This window comes from Serratia marcescens (assembly GCF_029846115.1).
Taxonomy (GTDB): domain Bacteria; phylum Pseudomonadota; class Gammaproteobacteria; order Enterobacterales; family Enterobacteriaceae; genus Serratia; species Serratia marcescens_L.
Window position 1 is genome coordinate 2,948,721 of sequence record NZ_JARVZZ010000001.1, and the last position, 18,243, is coordinate 2,966,963.

Sequence of the window (18,243 nt, forward strand, 5' to 3'; positions counted from 1 at the left end):
TCAACGGTTACCAATAGAAATATTGCATCAGAAACACCGAGTTGCTGGCATCGGTGCTGTCGTTGCGCATGAAGAATTTGCTGTCCAGCGCGGTGGCCAGTTTGCCGCCGGCGTATTCGTACCAGACGCCGAACTGGGCGTATGAGGTGGCGGTATCCGCCGCGTTATCAAACCGGTGGCGGGCGTAGCTGTAGGCGGTGGAGAGAAACAGCCCTTTGGCGGTTTCCGTCATCGCGCTGAGCATCAGGCCCGACTCGCTGCCGGGATGGCCGCCGCTGTCGCCTTTGCCGGTGTGGTGCCAGACGCGGCCGGCCAGGTGCTGGCCGCGCAGCCCCAGCAGAAACAGCTGCCCCAGACCGTCGGTCACTTCCAGGCCGGTCAGCAGCGTCAGATTGTCCTGCAGGTCGTACTGGGTGTAGCCGTTGACCATCGCCCGATAGGTATACTTGTCGGAATAGCGGTCGTATTTACCGAAGTGCAGCAGCGCCTTGCTCTCGTCGATGCGGCTTTCCGGCGCCGCCGTCACGCTGTAGCGAAAGCGCCCGGTCAGGTTTTGCAGTTTGGCGGCGTAGCTGAGATCGCGGGTATTGGGGATCACGTAGCCATACTCCGGCGTGAAGTCACCCCACCATTGCAAATCGTCGAGCGACGAATCGTTGCGCACGCTGAGCATCATCTCGGTGCCGTCGTCGGTGCGGTAACCGCCGTAAAAGCGGTTCAACCCGCCCTCGAAACCGCCCCAGCCGTGGCCCGGCGTCCAGGCGTGGCCCTGGCTGTCCGCCTGCACGGTCCAGCCTTCGCCGTAAATCAGCCCGAACCAGTGGCCCCGCTTGATCTCCAGGCCACCTTCGATATAGGTGCCGTCGCTGTATTGATGCTGATGTTCGCCGTTCAAATAGACGCTGCCGCCGATGCCGAGCTCGCCGTAAAAACGCAGGGCGGTCGCGGCGCTATCGGGTAGCGGCGGCGGAGGGAGCTGATTGCGCTCCGCCGGGGTAACCGGTTCTTGAGCCGCCCAGGCGGGTGCGCTAACGAGCAGCAGCAAGGGCAACAGGGCGTGATGGCTTAGTAGTTTCATGGGGCATAGGCCTGATGTTGGGTGGTTCGGCACGTCAGCCGAGCGGCGGCTCACGCGAGGTCGCTCCCGGCTCCCTGGGAGAAGAGAAAAAGTCCGCCCTTATGGGCGGTAAACGGCAGGTATATTAGTAAAATATTTAGTAAAAAATACGCTTAAATCAGTAAAGCGTTAACTTGATCACAGCGGGCGAAATGGGTATCTTTCGCTGCAGGTGCCCGGCAACGGCTGGCATGAGCGTGCTCTGGCCCGGTCTGGCAAGGAGAGGAGGCGGGCGGCGCTGTACGCCGCGGCGCTATCCGTTTAAGCTACCGTTTTTCGTCTGTGCATTGGGACTCTATGGCCACACTGAAGGAAATTGCTGAAGCCGCTAATGTGTCCGTCGCCACCGTTTCGCGCGTGTTGAATGACGACCCCACCCTGAGCGTGAAAGCGCAAACCCGCCAGAAGATCCTGGAAGCGGCGGAGCGCCTCGAATACAAGGTCGCGCCTTCCAAACGGCAAAGCGGGCAACGCCTGCATTTCGCCGCGCTGTTTACCTACACGCAGGGCGTGGAGATCAACGATCCCTATTACCTGGCGATGCGCTACGGCATCGAAACGCAGTGCGAAAAGCTGGGCGTGGCGCTGAGCGCCGGCTACGACTTCAACGGCGACAAGGCGCTGCCGGCGGCCGACGGCCTGCTGGTGATCGGCCGGCCACAGCCCGCGCTGTATGAGCAGCTCAGGCAGCAGGAAACGCCGGTCGTATTCATCGACGGCGTGGTGGAGGATGAGCGGTTCGACTGCGTCAATGTCGACCTGTACAAGATCAGCCGCAAGGTGATCGACTACTTCATCGGCCGCGGCTATCAGCGCATCGGCTTTATCGGCGGCCGCGACGATCCGGCCGGTATCGACCAGCGCGAACAGGCGTTCGTCGAGTATGGCCGGCAGCAAAACGTGGTGCGAGCGCAGGATATTTACCACGGCGATTTCAGCAGCCAGTCGGGCTACCAGTGCGCCAAAGCGATGTTGCAGAGCAAGAATGGCTATCCGCCGGCGCTGCTGGTGGCGACCGATTCGATCGCGATCGGCGTGCTGCGCGCGCTGCACGAACACGGCATTCAGGTGCCGGGGCAGATCGCGCTGATCAGCGTCAACGACATTCCCACCGCCCGCTTTATTTTCCCCGCCTTGTCCACGGTGCGCATCCCTTCGGAAACCATGGGCGCACAGGCCGTCAACCTGCTGGTGGAGCGGCTGCGCGATGAGCGCGCCGTCCCGCTGTCGATCTTCGTTCCCAGCTCGCTGCAGCTACGCGACACCACCGTCGCCTGACCGGCCCCCGCCTCGGCGGGGCGTTGCGTTGGCGCCCAAAATTAACGTCATGATAAAAAAAGGCATTTGAGATTTATTGTGATCCTGTCGTCATTTGGTAAATATCAACTGTAGTTTTTACTAAATATTTACTATCGTTTCCGCATTGCACAGGTGTCGGGAGACGTGACGTGAATAATTGGGAAAATATTGAAAAACAGTCGGAGCACCGGTTGGCGCCGCGCGCGAGCTTCTTCAGCTACGCGGACGCCGGGCAGGCGCTGAGCTTCGATCGCAACGCCAGCCGGCGCTTCCAGCTGCTGAGCGGCCGCTGGCGTTTTCGCTTCTTCGAGCACCCGGCGCAGGTGCCGGCGGCGTTTTACCGGGAGCCGATGAACGACTGGGGCGATATGGCGGTGCCGGGCATGTGGCAGTTGGAAGGGCACGGCCACCTGCAGTACACCGACGAGGGCTTCCCGTTCCCGATCGACGTGCCCTACGTGCCGACCAATAACCCCACCGGCGCCTATCAGCGCCACTTTACGCTCGACGCCGGTTGGCAAGATCAGCAGGTGCTGATCAAATTCGATGGCGTGGAAACCTACTTCGAGGTGTACGTTAACGGCAACTATGTCGGCTTCAGCAAGGGCAGCCGACTGTGCGCCGAGTTCGACATCAGCCCCTATGTGCGGCAGGGCGAGAACCTGCTTTCGGTGCGGGTGATGCAGTGGGCCGATTCCACCTACATCGAAGATCAGGACATGTGGTGGATGGCCGGCATCTTTCGCGACGTCTACCTGATCGGCCAGCGCGCTACCCACATTCACGACCTGACGCTAGTCACCACCTTCGATGAACGCTACTGCGACGCGCAGTTGGCGATCGACGCCGAGTTGCGCCATCTCGGTGTGCAGGCCGCCGAAGGCTGCCGCCTGCAGGCGCAGCTGTTCGACGGCGATCGCTGCGTAGCGGAGCAGTGGCGCGACGATCTGCGCATCGAGCAGGCGCTGAGCTGCCGTTTCGAACTGCCGGTCAGCCGTCCGCAGCAGTGGAATGCGGAAAATCCCTATCTGTATCAGCTGCTGCTCAGCCTGTATGACGGCGCCGGCAATCTGCTGGGCGTGGTGCCGCAGCGGGTTGGGTTCCGCGAGATCGCGGTACGTGACGGGCTGATGTACGTCAATGGGCGCTACCTCAAACTGCACGGCGTCAACCGCCACGATCACGATCACCGCAAAGGGCGCGCCGTCGATATGGCACGGGTGGAGCGAGACATCGTGCTGATGAAGCAGCACAACATCAACTCGGTGCGCACCGCCCATTACCCCAACGACCCGCGCTTTTACGAGCTGTGTGATATCTATGGTCTGTTCGTGATGGCGGAGACCGATCTGGAGAGCCACGGCTTCGCCAACGTCGGCGATCTAAGCCGCATCACCGACGATCCGCGCTGGGAGCAGGCCTACGTCGAGCGCATCGAGCGCCACGTGGCGGCGCAGAAAAACCACCCGTCGATCATCATCTGGTCGCTGGGTAACGAGTCCGGCTACGGCTGCAACATTCGTGCCATGGCCCGGCGCTGCAAGGCGCTCGATCCGACCCGTCTGATCCACTATGAAGAAGATCGCGACGCCGAAGTGACCGACGTGATCAGCACCATGTATTCCCGGGTGGCGATGATGAACGCCTTCGGCGAATACCCGCACCCCAAACCGCGCATCCTGTGCGAATACGCCCACGCGATGGGCAATGGCCCCGGCGGGCTGTTCGAATACCAGTCGGTGTTCAACCGTCACGCCAGTTTGCAGGGGCACTACATCTGGGAGTGGTGCGATCACGGCCTGCTGAGCCACGACGCGCAGGGGCGCGAACGCTACCAGTACGGCGGTGATTACGGCGACTACCCGAACAACTACAACTTCTGTATGGACGGCCTGATCTACCCGGACCAACGCCCCGGCCCCGGCCTGCGGGAATACCAGCAGGTGCTGTGCCCGGTGGAGGTGACGGCGGAAGAGGGCGCGGGTGACGTGCTGCGGGTGAAAAACCGCTATTGGTTCAGCTCGCTGGCGGACATCACGCTGAAGGTCAGCGTCAAGACCGACGGCCGCCAGGTGGCAAGTTACGAATTCAAGCTGCCGCATCTGCAGCCGGGCGAGAGCGAGGACATGCATCTGCCGGTGTTGGCGCTGGGGCCGGGGGAAACGCTGATCGACGTGGCGGTGCATAAGGACAGCGCCACCCGCTACAGCGAGAGCGACCAGCGGTTGGGGCATTATCAGCATCTGCGCCAGGCGGAGACGCGGCGACCGGCTCCACCGTTGGCCGATGCGCCGGCGCTGCAATGCCGCGAGGAAAACCATCAGCTGATCGTCAGCGGCGGCCGGTTCCAGCTGGCGTTCTCGCTGCTGAGCGGCGAACTGCAGTCGTGGCGGGTAGACGGTGAAGACGTGGTGGGACGAGCGCCGCGCATCACCTTCTTCAAACCGGTGATCGATAACCATAAACAGGAATATGAAGGGATTTGGCTGCCGCAACATTTCCCCATCATGCAGCAGCACTTCCGCCGCCTCAGCCGGCAATGGCAGGGCGAAGATCTGCTGCTCGAGGTGCACAGCCTGATCGCGCCGCCGGTGTTCGACTTTGGCATACGCTGCACCTACCGCTGGTGCATCTCCCCGCAGGGCCACGTCAGCCTGGATCTGTCCGGTGAGCCTTACGGCGATTTCCGGCAGATTATCCCGAAAATCGGTCTCGATTTCGGCATCAGTCGCCGCTTCGAGCAGGTGGAATACTACGGCCGCGGACCGGGCGAGAACTACCGTGACAGCTGCCGGGCCAACCTCATCGGCCACTACCGGCAGCGCGCCGACGCGCTGTTCGAACACTATCCGTTCCCGCAGGACAACGGCAACCGGCAGGACGTGCGCTGGCTGAGCCTGCAGGACGCGGCGGGCAAGGGGATCTTCATCCAGCCGCGGCGGCCGATCAATTTCAGCCTGTGGCCTTACAGCGCTGAGATGCTGCACCAGGCCCAACACATCAACGAGCTGGAGCCGAGCGACTGCCTGACGCTGAACCTGGACGACCAGATCCTCGGTCTCGGCTCCAACTCCTGGGGCTCCGAAGTGCTGGATACCCACCGGGTCTATCTGGCGCCGTTCAGCTACGGCTTCACGCTGGTGCCGTTCGACGGGCGGCAAACGCAGGGCGCCGCACTCGCCGGTTATGACTTCGCGCCCGCTCACCATCACCCGCAGTCTGCGGAGGAAAACGCATGATCATTCTCGAATCCCTGGCGGAGTTCCAGCGCATTTATCGCAGCGGCAAGAAGTGGCTGCGCTGTATGGAGGCGATCGTCAATGTCGATCGCATCAGCCCAAACGTGTGCCATTCGATCGGCGACTCGCTGACGTATCGGCTGAGCGTCGGCGCCGGCCGCCAGCACGGCTGGCTGGAGGGCAACCGCCGTTACTTCGACGTGCACTATTACCTCGAGGGGGAAGAGAGCGTCGAGGTCGCCGACAAACGGGCGCTGACGACGGTGGCGCCCTATCAGGACGAAACCGATCGCGAGTTTTTCAGCGGCGAAGGCGAGAAGCGCCGGGTCGGCAAGGGCAACGTGGTGATCTTCGAAAACCACCAGGCTCACCGCTTCACAGAAAGCGGCAAGGTAAAAAAAGTCATTTTAAAAGTGACGGTGGAAGACAGCTATTTCGTCAATAAATAGCGCGCTCGCCGATCGATAACAACAAACCGAAGTCCCCTACACCATTCGGAGAATCTCTATGGCTGCGTCGAACAGAAACACCATCGGCAAGTTTGGCCTGCTGTCGATGACGTTTGCGGCAGTGTTCAGTTTCAACAACGTGATTAACAACAATATTCAGCTCGGGGTCGCCTCGTCGCCGGTGTTCCTGGTGGCGACGATCATTTACTTCATTCCCTTTTGCCTGATCATCGCCGAGTTCGTCTCGCTCAACCGCAATTCCGAGGCCGGCGTCTATGCCTGGGTGAAAAGCGCGCTCGGCGGGCGTTGGGCGTTTATCACCGCCTACACCTATTGGTTCGTAAACCTGTTCTTCTTCACCGCGCTATTGCCGCGCGTCATCGCCTACGCCTCTTACGCGTTTTTAGGCTATGACTACGTGTTTACGCCGCTGACCACGGCGATCATCAGCATCTTCCTGTTCGCCTTCTCGACCTACATCTCCAACAGCGGCGCGAAACTGTTGGGGCCGATGACCTCGGTGACCTCGTCGCTGATGCTGCTGCTGACGTTTTCCTACATCGTTCTGGCGGGCGCGGCGGTGCTGGGCGGCATTGAGCCGGCCGACCCGATCAACGTGCAGGCGATGACGCCGAACTTCAACTGGGCGTTCCTCGGCATTACCGCCTGGATCTTCCAGGCGGCGGGCGGGGCGGAATCTGTGGCGGTGTACGTGAACGATGTGAAAGGCGGCAGCCGCGCCTTCGTGAAGGTGATCATCGTTTCCGGGCTGTTCATCGGCGTGCTGTATTCGGTGTCTTCGCTGCTGATTAACGTCTTCGTGCACCGCACCGATCTGCACTTTACCGGCGGTACGGTACAGGTGTTCGAAGGCCTGTCGGCGCACTTCGGCCTGCCGACGGTGCTGATGAACCGCTTCGTCGGCATCGTTTCCTTCACCGCCATGTTCGGTTCGCTGCTGATGTGGACGGCGGCGCCGGTGAAGATTTTCTTCACCGAAATCCCGAAGGGCATTTTCGGCGAGAAAACCATTCGCCTGAACCGGCACGGCGTGCCGACGCGCGCCGCCTGGATCCAGTTTTTCATCGTTATCCCGCTGATGCTGATCCCGACGTTGGGTTCCAGCAGCGTGCAGGACTTGATGAACACGCTGATCAACATGACCGCCGCCGCCTCGATGCTGCCGCCGCTGTTCATCATGTTGGCCTACCTGAATCTGCGGCTGAAGTACGACCGGGTAGCGCGCGATTTCAAAATGGGCTCGCGCCTGCAGGGCATCGCCATCGTCAGCGTGCTGATCGCCATCTTCACCGTCGGTTTCTTCGCCTCGACGTTCCCGACCGGCGCCAGCATCATGACCATCGTGTTCTATAACGTCGGCGGGCTGGTGGTGTTCCTGGGTTACGCCTGGTGGAAGTACAACCGCTACTCGAAGAGCCTGAACGCCGAGGCGCGCTACCACGAAGATATGCCGCTGGCGCGTCTCGCGCTGGAGGCGCAGGAAGGGGCGCCGGCCGGGCAACCCGCGCTGGCCACGCCCGCTTGCAATAAGCCGCTGTAATCTCTCCTCTATCGGCTCCGCGCACCGGCGCGGAGTCTCGCTTCGCGGAAAAAATTCCTGCCCCGGCGTTTGCATAATACATAAGTGAATACTAATGTGTTTGTATGAACGAAAATGACATCTTCAAAGCGTTGGCCGATCCGACCCGCCGCACCATCTTCGACAAACTCGCCGCCGGCAGCATGAACGCCAGCGCGCTGCGCGAAGGGTTGCCCATCAGCCAGTCGGCAATGTCGCAACACCTGGCGGTGCTGCGCAATGCCGGGCTGATACGCGAGGCGAAGCAGGGGCGCTGCGTCAATTATCAGGTCGACCCGGACGGGTTGGCGCAGATTGCCCAGTGGTTGGCGAAGTACCGCACCTGGTGGCCGGCGCGCATCGACGCGCTGCAAACCTTGCTAAAGGACATGGATCAATGAACAAACGGGCTGAGCCGCCGCCGCACGATCGGCTGGTATTGGAGTATGCGCTCGATGCGCCGCCGGAAAAAGTGTGGCGGGCGCTCAGCATTCCCGCGCTGCGCGAGCAGTGGCTGCCGACATGCGACCTGGCGCAGGCCGATCCGCTGGCCACTACGCCGGGCGAGGCGGTGAGCTATCGCCTGCGCGACGACCAGCCGCCATTTCTCGAAAGCGTGGTGACGCTGCAGATCGTGCCGGATGCCGGCGGTGGCAGCCTGCTGCGGATTATTCACCAGCTTGATGCCGCCAACGACGGCCCGACGACGGTGATGCGCGCCGCCTGATGCGTTAAACACACTTCCCTTTGTTGCCAACCCAGGAGTTCACCGATGCGTGAGAAGATGATGCTCGTCCCAATGGTGGTGGAGCAGACCAGCCGGGGAGAACGTTCCTTTGATATTTATTCGCGTCTGCTGCGCGATCGGATCGTGTTCCTCAACGGCGAAGTCAATGACGACGTGGCCGAAATGCTGTGCGCCCAACTGCTGTTTCTGGAGGCGGAAAACCCGGAAAAACCGATCCACCTGTACATCAACTCGCCGGGCGGAGTGATCAGCAGCGGGCTGGCGATTTACGACACCATGCAGTACATCCGTGCGCCGGTGCATACCCTGTGCATGGGCACCGCGCGTTCGATGGGCTCGTTCCTGCTGATGGCCGGCGAACCGGGGCACCGCATGGCGCTGCCCAACGCCAGCCTGCACGTGCACCAGCCGCTGGGCGGCGTTCAGGGGCAGGCCTCCGACATCTTGATCCACGCCGAAGAGATGAAGCGCACCAAAGAGCGAGTGATTCGGCTGTACGCTCAACATTGCGGCCTGAGTGATGAAGCGGTGGAGCAGGCGCTGGATCGCGATCGCTTCATGACCGCCGACGAAGCGGCGGCCTGGGGGCTGATCGATAAGGTGCTGCGGGAGCGGTAAAACGGCTCAGCGGGGCTCGGCGGCCTGCGGCGTGTGCCAAACCCGTTCAAGCCCGAATTCGACCATCGCGAAATAGAGGCTGAAATAGCGCTCTGCCATGATAAAGAACGAGCTGTTGAGTTCGATCACCACGTTATTGGTGGTGGTCAGCAGGCCCGATTTTTCCGCCGCCTGCAGAATGCGATTGACGTGCGCGCGTGAGACGGAGCACGACTTGGCGATTTTCGCCGAGGAGAGCAGCAGAAACGGGGAGTCCTGCCGGATGCTTTCGATATGCAGCATCAGCAGCACCATGTGGCCGGCGTCCTTGCTGATAAACAGCCCGGATTGCGGCACCAGATCGATCAGGTAGATCTCCTTGAGCATCAACTGGCCGTAGGCGGCGAAAAAGGTGGGCAGAAAGTCGGGCGCCGCCAGCAGCGTCGCGATGGGCATCTGTGGCGCCAGCGCCTGATAGGGCAGTGCCATGGAGGCGATCAGCGCCTGGGTTTCCGCCAGCGCGTGCGGCGTAGGCTTATAGCGCAGCTGGCGTTTGTCATGTTCGCAGGGTTTGACCTCCAGCCGACGGCCGACCCGCAGAAAGAACAGAAAGGAGTCCAGGGAGTTCTCGCTGATCATGTTCTTTCCTTTAAAAAAGGCTTTGATGTCTTTCAGCCCGGCGGCGGGCTGGTGGTAGTAAATGGACAGGATGGTGGAACAAATGATGAACCGGCTGTTCCTGAAGATGATTTTGTAAAACAGCGGATGTTTCTTGTAGGTCTCTTTCAATAGCTCCCCGTGTTTGACGATGGCGGCGTGAAACGCCGGTGACTGCCTGATGATGTTGGCCTGTTTCTCCAGGTGAAACTGTAGCTGGAATCTGCTTAGACTCATTTTCCTTATTTCCTGTACTTAAAAAAATGTGCTGCTTTTTATCGTTATGGGTTTGCTGTGTATGACTTGACGAACTGTTGGCCCTGGTCGTTGATGAGGGTGGCCTGAATGGTGACCTGTGAAGGGAGTGTCGGCGCCGTAACGCCGTCGAGGTGATAATCCCGCATGCTGTACGGCGCGGTCATCATGTCGCTTTCTTGCCGCACCGGGTAATCGCGCCTGCCGGTATGCACGGCGATGCGGGCGAAGGAGAGATAAAATGCCGACCGGTTGTGACAGCGCAGCAGATAGCCGCCCGGTGATTGTTGCAGCGTGAACGAGACGGACTCGGCTGCGTTTTCGGCTTTCCCCGTCAGCGCTTTGGGGCGGTAGAAGATTTTCATCTGCGTGTTCATCGCCAACGTCACGCGCGACGCCAGCGGCGGCGTGGCCGGCCGGTTGGGCGGGATCTCATACAGGTTAAGCCAGAACACCGACTCCCTGTCGGTGGGCAGGGCCGCGCCGGCAAACAGGATCCGCAGCCCTTTCAGCGCCGAAGGCGGCAGGGCGAATACGCTGGGCAGGGTGACAAACGGCGCGCGCGACAGCTCGGGGGCGGCGTTGACGTCGCCGTTATCGACCCAGGTTTGCGCCACGATCGGATAGCCGTTGGTGTTGAGCAGCATCAGGGTTTTTTCCGTGTCGCCCTCGCGGAAAATCACCCGGGTGGCGGAGGCGATGATGCCCGCCTGCGCGCCCATGGTCGCCAGCGCCAGCAGCAGGGCGCATCCCATCGTCAGATATTTCTTTCTCATCATTGCACCTTAACCCAGACGTAGGCCCTGGCGTCCACTTTGCCGGCGGTGACGGTTTGCCCGGGCAGCCGGGCGAGCGTGGCGGTGAGCTGGGTGGTGTAGTGGGTAAACCCTGCCGCGGTGCTGCCGCCGCCGCTGGCGCCATTGAGCACCGGGTACCAGCCGGCGTCATTACCTTGCGGGCATTGCCCGGCGCTGCAGCGCGCCCAGCCGACGAAATTCATCGGCGCGCCGTTGCCGGCGTTGGCGAGTGCGATGCCCACGCCGGTAGCGACGCTGCTGTCGGTGCCGTAGCCGCTGGAGAGCAGGTAGCTCACGCCGCCGTTGGCGCTGACCAGCCCGAGCTGCTGCGCCGCGACGTAGCTTTCATACGGCACCTGCAGGCCGAGGGCGGTATTGTTGCTGCTGACGCCGGAAACGGCGGCGTTGTCGCATTCGATATTGAGGGTGAACTGCGCCTGTGAGGTTTGCCCGGCGGTCAACTGGCTGACGGATATGGTCGGCAGGATCACCAGCGGCGTGACGTTGCGCGCCACGCAGGTGGCGGTATAGGTCAATGAGGAGATCGGTGCGGTGCCCATGCCCATCGCGTTCCAGCGCCCGGTGCCCCAGGTGGCGTAGTTGGTGGCGGAGTCGCTGCCGATAGGATCCGAGGCGATGCCGGGCCCCTGAAAGGTGACATAGCCGTTCGGCTGCGTGCAGGTATAGTTCGAATTGCCGGTGGTCGAGGCCATGCCCACCAGCGGGTTGCCGGCGCTGTAGCCGCAGTAGTTGCTGGCGCCCGCGCCCGGCAGCGAGCTGATGCGGATCAAATCGGCACGGATGGCGCTGAAGTCTTTCACCCGGATCTGAATTTTGCTGCCGACGGTGGCGTAGCGGGTAATCGGCGCCGACTGCCAGTAGCGGGTAAAAACCTTGCCGGAATCCAGATGGGTCAGGCGGATGCCGACGTAGGGGAAGTAGGTGGCGTAGTAGTTGGGGTTACCGTCCTGGGCGCCCAGATCGTAATAGCCACCGACGCGATCGTCGCCGTTGGTGGCGAAGACTTCATAGATCTGCCCCGCGTCGCCGGCGTCGCATTCATACAACACCTTGTTGGGATCGGGATAGCGCGTGCCGGACGTAAGATCGAACACGCTGGTGCCCAGCGGCGTGCCGACGGGCTGCAGGTAAGTGCTGGTCAGGTTAACCCGGCCCAGCGCTGTGCCCACCCCGCAGGGATCGCAACCGGAATCGATCCAGGGGGCGACCCGGGTGCATTGGGCCAGCGCGGCGGGCGCACCGAACAGCGACAGGGCGAGCAGCGCCAGGGCGGCGATCGGGTAAGCAATGCGTTTCATCGTCTCTCCTGAGAATAAGTGTGAACGGGCTAGCGGCACGGGGCGCTGAGCCGTTGAATCGGGCCGTCTTCCCCGGCGGGCAGGCGGTAATGCAACGTGCACTGCTGGCCGGGGGCGTCGCCCCAGTTCAGCGTCAGCGCACCGGCATTCCGGTCGCTGCGCAGATACACCTGATTGGCCTGGCCGACCATGCCTACGCTGTTGCCTGCGTTGTCCAACACGTTGGCGCCCATCGGGATCGGCGCGTTATCGGGCCGCTGCGCGGTGATCAGCAGCGCCTGGCCGCGCACGGTGTTGAAGTGCAGACGCACCGTAGCGCCGGCATAAGGAGCGACGCGCCGCTGGCCATCTTCCAGTTCCGCTTTGTCGTTCATGCCCTCGGGGTTCAGCGCGACGGTGTTGTAGTGATAGGGCACCAGCGACGGCGCCAGGGCGTAGCCGAAACGATCGACGCGCGCGCCCTGGCCGTCCATCACCCGTGCGCCGCTGGCGCCGGGCGCTTCGATCAGGGCGAAGGTATCGCCGACATACGGCCCTAATGTCACGCCGCCGCGGTGCGCCACCACGGCGCCCTGCAGCGACAGGGAGCCTTGTCGGTACTGGCGCGCGGTGGAGAACGAGCCGGTGACGTTGGCGTAAGGCAGACGGGTTTGCAGGTTGCCGCCCCAGATATTTTGTTGGCGATCGTCGTCGGTGGTGAAGTTCAGGCCGTAGCTGACCGGCTGTTCGTCGCCGACGCTGCCCGACAGCGCAGCCTGATAGTTGCCCCCCTGGCCCTGGCTGTGGTTGGCCAGCAGCGAGACGCTGGGGGCGGATGACGAACGGCCGAGCGGGAAGCTCAGCGACAGGGCGGTGACGGTCTGCGTGTTCTGCGCCAGCGGCGCGCTGTAGACATTATCCAGCGGCCCGTAGCCGCGGTAGTCGCCGTTGCTGTAGCCCAGGCTGCGGGTACGGGTGACGGAGAGGTTAAGCGCCACGCCGTTGCCGAAGGTTTTCCCCCAGCCCAGCTGGAGCTGATTGTCGCGGCCGCGCTGATCGCGGTAGTCCTGAGTTGAGCCGGACATCGTCAGGCTGCCGAACGCCCCCATCCCCTGATTGACGGCGACTTCGAAACGCGAACGCTGGCGGTAGGAGTCGGACTGCCAGTTTTGGCCGGTGACGGCGGCGCGCCGCACGCCGAGCACGTCGCTGAGATCGCGAAAGCCCTCGGTAGAGTAGCGGTAGCCGGCGATGGATAGCGTGGTATCCGTCGGGCTGAAGGTTCGGCTGTAAGAGAGGTGCAGCATCCAGCCGGAGGCGCCGCCGTCCGGCAGGCTGGCGTGGGAATAGGTGGTATCCATGCCGAAGGCGCCCAGCCAGCTGCTGTACACCCCGCCCAGCATCATCGCCTGGTAGCCGTCCGCCAGTTGGTTGCCGAGGTTGAAGGTCAGGGCGTTGGTCAGGCCGTGCTGCCAGGTCACTTCGCTGAACAGATCGTTGTCGCCGACGTAGCGGGAACGGCCGACGATCGCGGAGTAGCGCGACTGGCCGGGGCGGATGGATTCCGGCACCGCGGCGAACGGCACGGTGAAGGTGCTGACGCTGCCGTCGGCTTCCGTCACCACCACGGTGAGATCGCCGGCGTAGTTGGTGGCGTACAGATCGTTGATGGCGAACGGCCCCGGCGCGACGGTGGTTTCATACAGCGTGCTTTTGCCCTGCAGCACCGTCACGCGCGCGTTGCTTTTTGCCACGCCGCGCACCACCGGCGCATAGCCGCGCTGGGAATCCGGCAGCATGCGGTCGTCCGAACTGAGCTGAATGCCGCGAAAGCCCAGGCCGGAGAAGAAGTGCCCGTCGGTAAAACCTTCGCCCAACAGCATTTCGCTGCGCCAGGGCAAGATCGCGCGCTGCACGTAGCGGCGGCTGGTGTCCAGGTGGCCGCCGAACTCCCGATCGTAGCGGTAGCTGGACTGCTGGCGGTAGCGCCATAGCCCGAGGTTGAACCCGCCGTTCAGGTTGGCGTAGGTCGAGTCGAGATCGCGAGTTTGCCCCTGTCGGTAGCTGACGTGGTACTGGTTGAGGTTGTAATTGACGAAGGCCATCGATTCGCCGCTGTCCAGGCTGGCGGGATTGACGCTGCCGCGCGGCTGGCCGTTCAACAGCGCCTGCGGAATGCTGAGATCCAGCCGCAGCCGCGAAATATCGGCGTTCACCGCGATGTCCTTGAGATCCCGACCGGGCAGCAGGCATTCCGCTTCGGCGGCCGCCGGCGGATTTTTCAGCCCGAAGCGCGTCAGCTGCGGCCGATCGAAACAGGGCAGCACCTGCTTGCCTGCGCGCACGAAGCGAATTTGGTCGCGCTCGAGAAACTGGCCGTTGAGGTACAGATCGATCTGATAGCTGCCGGGAGCGACGGCGTCCTGCTGGTTGAACTGGCTCAGGGCGCTGTTGCTCAGCACGCTGCCGCGCAGCAGTGCGGGATCGAAGGTATAGCCGTCGGCGGCGGCGCAGCCCAGCGGCAGCGCCAGCAGCGCGCAACACCAGCATGCGGGCAGCGGCGTCGCCTTGCGGACATCGAACATGAAAACCTCCCTGTCTGGTGTCAGCGTGCGACGTTCAGGGTGCGTGTGATTTCCACCCCATAGTCATTGATGACGCGCAGTGCGACCTGCCGCACCTCCCCGTTCACCGGCCAACTGGCCTGTGAAAACGGCGGGATCAGGTCCGCCTGCGGGATGGCGATGCGCTTCGCGCCGCTCAGGATCGCGGCTTGGCTGACGTTGACGTAGTAGCCGGTCGGGTTGTCGACGCGCAGCGCGTTGCCGGCCTGGCGCAGGCTGAGCCGATCGATGACGTGGTTGGCGTCGCCGGCCAGCCCGGCGGGGCGATAGAACACCTTCAGCCGATTGGTGACCACCAGCAGCAGTTTGTTCTTGTCGCTGTCCGTCTGGCGCACGGCGGGCACCTGCAGGAAGTTGAGGTAGAACAGCGATTCGCGATCGCGCGGCAGCGGCTGGCCGACGAACGACAGTCGCACCATTTGCCCGCTGTGCGGATTCATGCGGAAGATTTGCGGCGAGGCGACAAAGGGCGCATCGGCGTTTTGCGGCGTGGATTTGGGGTTATTGATGTCGAGCCAGATCTGCATCAGCGCCGGGGTGCCGTCGTCGTTGGTGAACTGCAGCGTTTTTTCCCGCGCCTCGGCGGGGTAGATCACGCGGTTGCCGAGCAGCGTCACGCTGGCCGACGCGTGGGTAGCGGCAAAACTCATCAGGCAAAGCGACAGGGCGGCCCATCGACGGGCGGTGCGGGTTATCTGCGGCATAAACGTGAACCGATAAAGGGAGCGAGTCATTCAGCGCCGCCCGGCGAAGGGCGGCGCTGGCATCAACAGGTATGGCGCCTGACGCCGGCTTATTTGTAGCTAATGGCGAACTGTGCGGTGGCGATCACCGAACCGGCCGCCACGCCGGTGTCTTCCGCGTAGTAGCGGGCCACCAGGTTCTGCGAGGTGGAGGTGGCGTCTTTCGCCAGCGTCATCGCCGACGTGGTGACGGTCGAACCGCTGGCGAATGACAACGGCGTGGTGGCGTCGCTGTCCAGCAGTTGAATGGACACCTTGGCCGCATCGCCCGCGTTGCCCAGGTTGCCGTTGGTGGTCGGGTTGTTGCCCGCCAGCACGGTTTTGATCGCCGTATCGCTGGTTGCGGCCGTACAGCCCGTGACGTTAACGGTAAACGTGGTGTCACCGGCGGTGGCGCCTTTAGTGGCGAGTTTGCTGGCGGCGACGGTTGGCAGCAGAACGACCGGATTGGATTGGTTACCGTTAATATTCACCGAGCAGGTTTGCGTGCTGACTTCGCCTTTAAATTGCACCGTATTGGACGAAGCGGCCGCACAGGCGCCGGAGAGAGCCAGCATGGATAATGCGACTAATTTAACATTCATGTGAAATGCCCTTTAATTTACTTTAGAGAAAAGCTTTCCTGACAGTAATAAATTACTGACGTGCGGTTGTGGGTTAATCATGTTGCGCAATTGTTTTTTAAACGCCTCGGCAAACATGGATTTTCATCCTAACAAACTAAGAATTTTCCCTATAGGTGTTTTGAATAAGGCAATAAGACGAGAAGGCCTGCTGTTACATTTATTTTCATTTGTGCTTATATCATACAAAATAGAAAATAGATCTATATCATTACGTTGCGATTTTATTGGGTTGCTAGATTTTGTGATTGAAATAATTTGAAACATTCATGCCTTTTTTGCGTATTAATCAACGTGCTGACGGATGTGCGATTATTTAAAAAACATGTTATCAATATGTTTTATATTGGTGTGCTTTGCAGGCAAATTACCCCAAAAAAGAGCAGCGACAAGCCGCCTGAGGTGTGGAAGCATGCTTTCATGCTGATAAGGAGAATTAAAGTGAGAGTGATTTATATCGACGGTTCACCGCTGTGCCGGTTGGGCATGAAAACATTATTGGGAGGTGGGGTGATAACCTTATCTTCGCCCAATATTAACATCGTTAAAAATATAAGCCCGGCGCCTGATTTAATTATCATGGATTTTCCCCATGAAATTTATCGGTTCGAAACCTATTTGAGGTTTATTGACCTTTGCCGCGCTGAATATAAAGACGTCCGGATACTGTTCTTCGTCGATAAGACTTCACCGCTGATCCTGGCGTTTATCGCTGCGGCGCAGCCGGATGCGATTTTGCACAAACGGGAAGCGCTGCAGGTGGTGCGGGAAACCTGCGCGGCGCTGGTCTGCCGTGAGGAGGAAGGTGAACGGCACGTGGTGAACCGGCATCGGGCGGCGGCGATCACGCCTGGCGAGGCGGCGGTGCTGTGTGAAACCGCCCGCACCGAAGATATCCGCTTGACCGCGCGGCGGCTTAACCTGCACCCGAAAACCGTTTATTCGCACCTCAATAACGCCGGCAAAAAGTTCGGCATCCGCAATCGGGTCGAACTGCTGAAGATGATTGCGCTGTTGTAGTGCGCCGTTAGCGGGTTTTGCCGACGGCCAGCCGCCATCGCGTGATCTCATCGGCGCCGGGCCCGGCGGCCAACGCCAGGTTTTGCGGCGGCAGCGGTTCGCCGGTCACGGCATCGATCACGCGCAGGGTGGCGGGGTGGCCGGTCGCGCGGTCAACCACGCGCAGCGGCGGCCCGGCCAGCTCGGACAGGTTCCATTTGTCGCCAATCTGAATCATCGCCATCACCAGCAGACCGAGATCTTTTCCCTTCTCCGTCGGCAGATACTCGTAGCGATCGGGGCGCGTCTGGTATTGCCGTTTTTCGATAAGGCCGTTGCCTTCCAGCGCCTTGAGCCGATCGGCCAACGTATTGTTGGTGATGCTGGTCGACTGGCGCAGATCGTCATAGCGCGAGAGCCCCAGCAACAGATCGCGCATGAGGATCGCACCCCAGCGATCGCCCAATGCCGACAGCACGTGGGCCACCGAACACGTCATGCCCTCAAACCCTTTTGCTTTCACGTTGCCTTACCTCTGTTTTCCGTCTGATTGCCGATAATTTTATCGCCTAGGCTTGATCACTTCAATGATTGGAGTTATTACTCTTATTATTAGAGTTTTGTTTGACACCGGCTGCCGGCCAGAACGATTGTCGATACCCCGCAGCTTTACCGAGGAGAGAACGCGATGCCACTGTGGCAGATTTACCACCCTGAACCGGCCTTCAGCGCCACCGATAAACGCGCGCTTGCGCAGAAGGTCACCGCCCTGTACCAAGACTTTTTACCGCGCTTCTACGTCAACGTCTTCTTCCACGCGCTGCCACCCGGCGCGGCGTATCTCGGCGGCGAACCGGCCGATGACTTCGTGCGGGTGACCATCGACCATATCGCCCGCGCCATGGACAACGACGCGGAGCAGCAGCAATTCCTGGCGGCCTGCACCCGCATCCTGCAACCCTACCTCGCCGCGCGCGGGCTGCGCTGGGAGCTGCACGTGGACGAAACGCCGTTCTCGCTGTGGACTATCGAAGGCTTGAAGCCCCCGGTGCCGGGGACGGCGGCGGGGGAGAAGTGGCGCAGCGAGAACCGGCCTTCGGTGTGGGAGGGGTAGCGGCGCTGACGGAATGCCCGATGCTTAAAAGCGACGATGAGCGCCGGTTTTTTATCTTCGCTTAAACAAAACCGCATCACCGCGTGGGGGCTGCGAAGGTAACCC

At 61.4% G+C, this 18,243-nt stretch carries 17 protein-coding genes; 9 read left to right on the top strand and 8 right to left on the bottom strand.

Annotation, left to right across the window (positions count from 1 at the left end):
• Positions 1 to 7 precede the first annotated feature (7 nt).
• Positions 8 to 1,078, bottom strand: coding sequence for a protein YgjJ (gene ygjJ / locus QDT79_RS13920; protein ID WP_063989565.1), 1,071 nt, complete (start codon positions 1,076 to 1,078; stop codon positions 8 to 10).
• Positions 1,079 to 1,414: 336 nt separating this feature from the next.
• On the opposite strand from ygjJ, the gene ebgR reads away from it, so the two are divergent.
• The 7 genes from ebgR to QDT79_RS13955 all read left to right on the top strand — a co-directional run bounded on the left by ebgR (position 1,415) and on the right by QDT79_RS13955 (position 9,049).
• A complete protein-coding gene (gene ebgR, locus QDT79_RS13925) occupies positions 1,415 to 2,395 on the top strand; it encodes a transcriptional regulator EbgR (protein ID WP_063989566.1) in 981 nt (326 codons plus the stop codon).
• 170 nt (positions 2,396 to 2,565) lie between these two features.
• Complete coding sequence (gene ebgA / locus QDT79_RS13930) at positions 2,566 to 5,655, top strand: beta-galactosidase subunit alpha (RefSeq protein ID WP_308316626.1); 3,090 nt, start codon at positions 2,566 to 2,568, stop codon at positions 5,653 to 5,655.
• Entirely contained in the window at positions 5,652 to 6,104 is a 453-nt protein-coding gene (locus QDT79_RS13935; RefSeq protein ID WP_308316627.1) for a beta-galactosidase subunit beta, read from the top strand. The genes ebgA and QDT79_RS13935 overlap by 4 nt, the downstream gene beginning before the upstream one ends.
• A gap of 58 nt (positions 6,105 to 6,162) precedes the next feature.
• Complete coding sequence (locus tag QDT79_RS13940; RefSeq protein ID WP_063989569.1) at positions 6,163 to 7,665, top strand: amino acid permease; 1,503 nt, start codon at positions 6,163 to 6,165, stop codon at positions 7,663 to 7,665.
• 104 nt (positions 7,666 to 7,769) lie between these two features.
• Positions 7,770 to 8,084 carry an ArsR/SmtB family transcription factor gene (locus QDT79_RS13945; protein WP_063989570.1) on the top strand — a complete coding sequence of 105 codons (315 nt, stop codon included), beginning with the start codon at positions 7,770 to 7,772 and terminating at the stop codon, positions 8,082 to 8,084.
• Positions 8,081 to 8,410 carry an SRPBCC family protein gene (locus QDT79_RS13950; RefSeq protein ID WP_063989571.1) on the top strand — a complete coding sequence of 110 codons (330 nt, stop codon included), beginning with the start codon at positions 8,081 to 8,083 and terminating at the stop codon, positions 8,408 to 8,410. The genes QDT79_RS13945 and QDT79_RS13950 overlap by 4 nt, the downstream gene beginning before the upstream one ends.
• Positions 8,411 to 8,455: 45 nt before the next feature.
• Positions 8,456 to 9,049 (top strand): ATP-dependent Clp protease proteolytic subunit, encoded by a 594-nt coding sequence (locus tag QDT79_RS13955; protein ID WP_308316628.1) that lies wholly within the window; start codon positions 8,456 to 8,458, stop codon positions 9,047 to 9,049.
• A 6-nt stretch (positions 9,050 to 9,055) separates the two neighbouring features.
• Here the strand turns inward: QDT79_RS13955 and QDT79_RS13960 are convergent, their stop codons facing one another.
• Genes QDT79_RS13960 through QDT79_RS13985 form a run of 6 tightly spaced genes read right to left on the bottom strand, consistent with a single transcriptional unit; the run spans position 9,056 to position 15,986 of the window.
• The gene (locus QDT79_RS13960) at positions 9,056 to 9,922 is read right to left on the bottom strand and encodes a hypothetical protein (RefSeq protein ID WP_063989573.1); all 867 of its coding nucleotides are present in this window, start codon (positions 9,920 to 9,922) and stop codon (positions 9,056 to 9,058) included.
• A 44-nt stretch (positions 9,923 to 9,966) separates the two neighbouring features.
• Complete coding sequence (locus tag QDT79_RS13965; RefSeq protein ID WP_308316629.1) at positions 9,967 to 10,716, bottom strand: fimbrial biogenesis chaperone; 750 nt, start codon at positions 10,714 to 10,716, stop codon at positions 9,967 to 9,969.
• Positions 10,716 to 12,056 (bottom strand): fimbrial protein, encoded by a 1,341-nt coding sequence (locus QDT79_RS13970; protein ID WP_063989575.1) that lies wholly within the window; start codon positions 12,054 to 12,056, stop codon positions 10,716 to 10,718. The genes QDT79_RS13965 and QDT79_RS13970 overlap by 1 nt, the downstream gene beginning before the upstream one ends.
• 29 nt (positions 12,057 to 12,085) lie before the next feature.
• Complete coding sequence (locus QDT79_RS13975; protein WP_308316630.1) at positions 12,086 to 14,620, bottom strand: fimbria/pilus outer membrane usher protein; 2,535 nt, start codon at positions 14,618 to 14,620, stop codon at positions 12,086 to 12,088.
• Positions 14,621 to 14,640: 20 nt separating this feature from the next.
• Complete coding sequence (locus QDT79_RS13980) at positions 14,641 to 15,393, bottom strand: fimbrial biogenesis chaperone (protein WP_242512543.1); 753 nt, start codon at positions 15,391 to 15,393, stop codon at positions 14,641 to 14,643.
• A gap of 59 nt (positions 15,394 to 15,452) precedes the next feature.
• Positions 15,453 to 15,986 (bottom strand): fimbrial protein, encoded by a 534-nt coding sequence (locus QDT79_RS13985; protein ID WP_063989578.1) that lies wholly within the window; start codon positions 15,984 to 15,986, stop codon positions 15,453 to 15,455.
• A 333-nt stretch (positions 15,987 to 16,319) separates the two neighbouring features.
• Here QDT79_RS13985 and QDT79_RS13990 point away from each other — a divergent pair, with 333 nt between their 5' ends.
• Positions 16,320 to 17,045 (top strand): helix-turn-helix transcriptional regulator, encoded by a 726-nt coding sequence (locus tag QDT79_RS13990; protein ID WP_233221891.1) that lies wholly within the window; start codon positions 16,320 to 16,322, stop codon positions 17,043 to 17,045.
• 7 nt (positions 17,046 to 17,052) lie between these two features.
• Here QDT79_RS13990 and QDT79_RS13995 read toward each other — a convergent pair whose 3' ends face one another.
• Positions 17,053 to 17,523, bottom strand: coding sequence for a winged helix-turn-helix transcriptional regulator (locus tag QDT79_RS13995; RefSeq protein ID WP_308316631.1), 471 nt, complete (start codon positions 17,521 to 17,523; stop codon positions 17,053 to 17,055).
• Between the two features lie 189 nt (positions 17,524 to 17,712).
• On the opposite strand from QDT79_RS13995, the gene QDT79_RS14000 reads away from it, so the two are divergent.
• Complete coding sequence (locus QDT79_RS14000; protein ID WP_308316632.1) at positions 17,713 to 18,138, top strand: tautomerase family protein; 426 nt, start codon at positions 17,713 to 17,715, stop codon at positions 18,136 to 18,138.
• Positions 18,139 to 18,243 lie beyond the last annotated feature (105 nt).

Excerpts from the sequence above, each read along its gene's own strand:
- ygjJ (WP_063989565.1), bottom strand. The coding sequence starts at position 1,078 with ATGAAACTACTAAGCCATCACGCCCTGTTGCCCTTGCTGCTGCTCGTT.
- ebgR (WP_063989566.1), top strand. The coding sequence starts at position 1,415 with ATGGCCACACTGAAGGAAATTGCTGAAGCCGCTAATGTGTCCGTCGCC.
- QDT79_RS13935 (WP_308316627.1), top strand. The coding sequence starts at position 5,652 with ATGATCATTCTCGAATCCCTGGCGGAGTTCCAGCGCATTTATCGCAGC.
- QDT79_RS13940 (WP_063989569.1), top strand. The coding sequence starts at position 6,163 with ATGGCTGCGTCGAACAGAAACACCATCGGCAAGTTTGGCCTGCTGTCG.
- QDT79_RS13945 (WP_063989570.1), top strand. The coding sequence starts at position 7,770 with ATGAACGAAAATGACATCTTCAAAGCGTTGGCCGATCCGACCCGCCGC.
- QDT79_RS13950 (WP_063989571.1), top strand. The coding sequence starts at position 8,081 with ATGAACAAACGGGCTGAGCCGCCGCCGCACGATCGGCTGGTATTGGAG.
- QDT79_RS13955 (WP_308316628.1), top strand. The coding sequence starts at position 8,456 with ATGCGTGAGAAGATGATGCTCGTCCCAATGGTGGTGGAGCAGACCAGC.
- QDT79_RS13960 (WP_063989573.1), bottom strand. The coding sequence starts at position 9,922 with ATGAGTCTAAGCAGATTCCAGCTACAGTTTCACCTGGAGAAACAGGCC.
- QDT79_RS13965 (WP_308316629.1), bottom strand. The coding sequence starts at position 10,716 with ATGAGAAAGAAATATCTGACGATGGGATGCGCCCTGCTGCTGGCGCTG.
- QDT79_RS13970 (WP_063989575.1), bottom strand. The coding sequence starts at position 12,056 with ATGAAACGCATTGCTTACCCGATCGCCGCCCTGGCGCTGCTCGCCCTG.
- QDT79_RS13975 (WP_308316630.1), bottom strand. The coding sequence starts at position 14,620 with ATGTTCGATGTCCGCAAGGCGACGCCGCTGCCCGCATGCTGGTGTTGC.
- QDT79_RS13980 (WP_242512543.1), bottom strand. The coding sequence starts at position 15,393 with ATGACTCGCTCCCTTTATCGGTTCACGTTTATGCCGCAGATAACCCGC.
- QDT79_RS13985 (WP_063989578.1), bottom strand. The coding sequence starts at position 15,986 with ATGAATGTTAAATTAGTCGCATTATCCATGCTGGCTCTCTCCGGCGCC.
- QDT79_RS13995 (WP_308316631.1), bottom strand. The coding sequence starts at position 17,523 with ATGACGTGTTCGGTGGCCCACGTGCTGTCGGCATTGGGCGATCGCTGG.
- QDT79_RS14000 (WP_308316632.1), top strand. The coding sequence starts at position 17,713 with ATGCCACTGTGGCAGATTTACCACCCTGAACCGGCCTTCAGCGCCACC.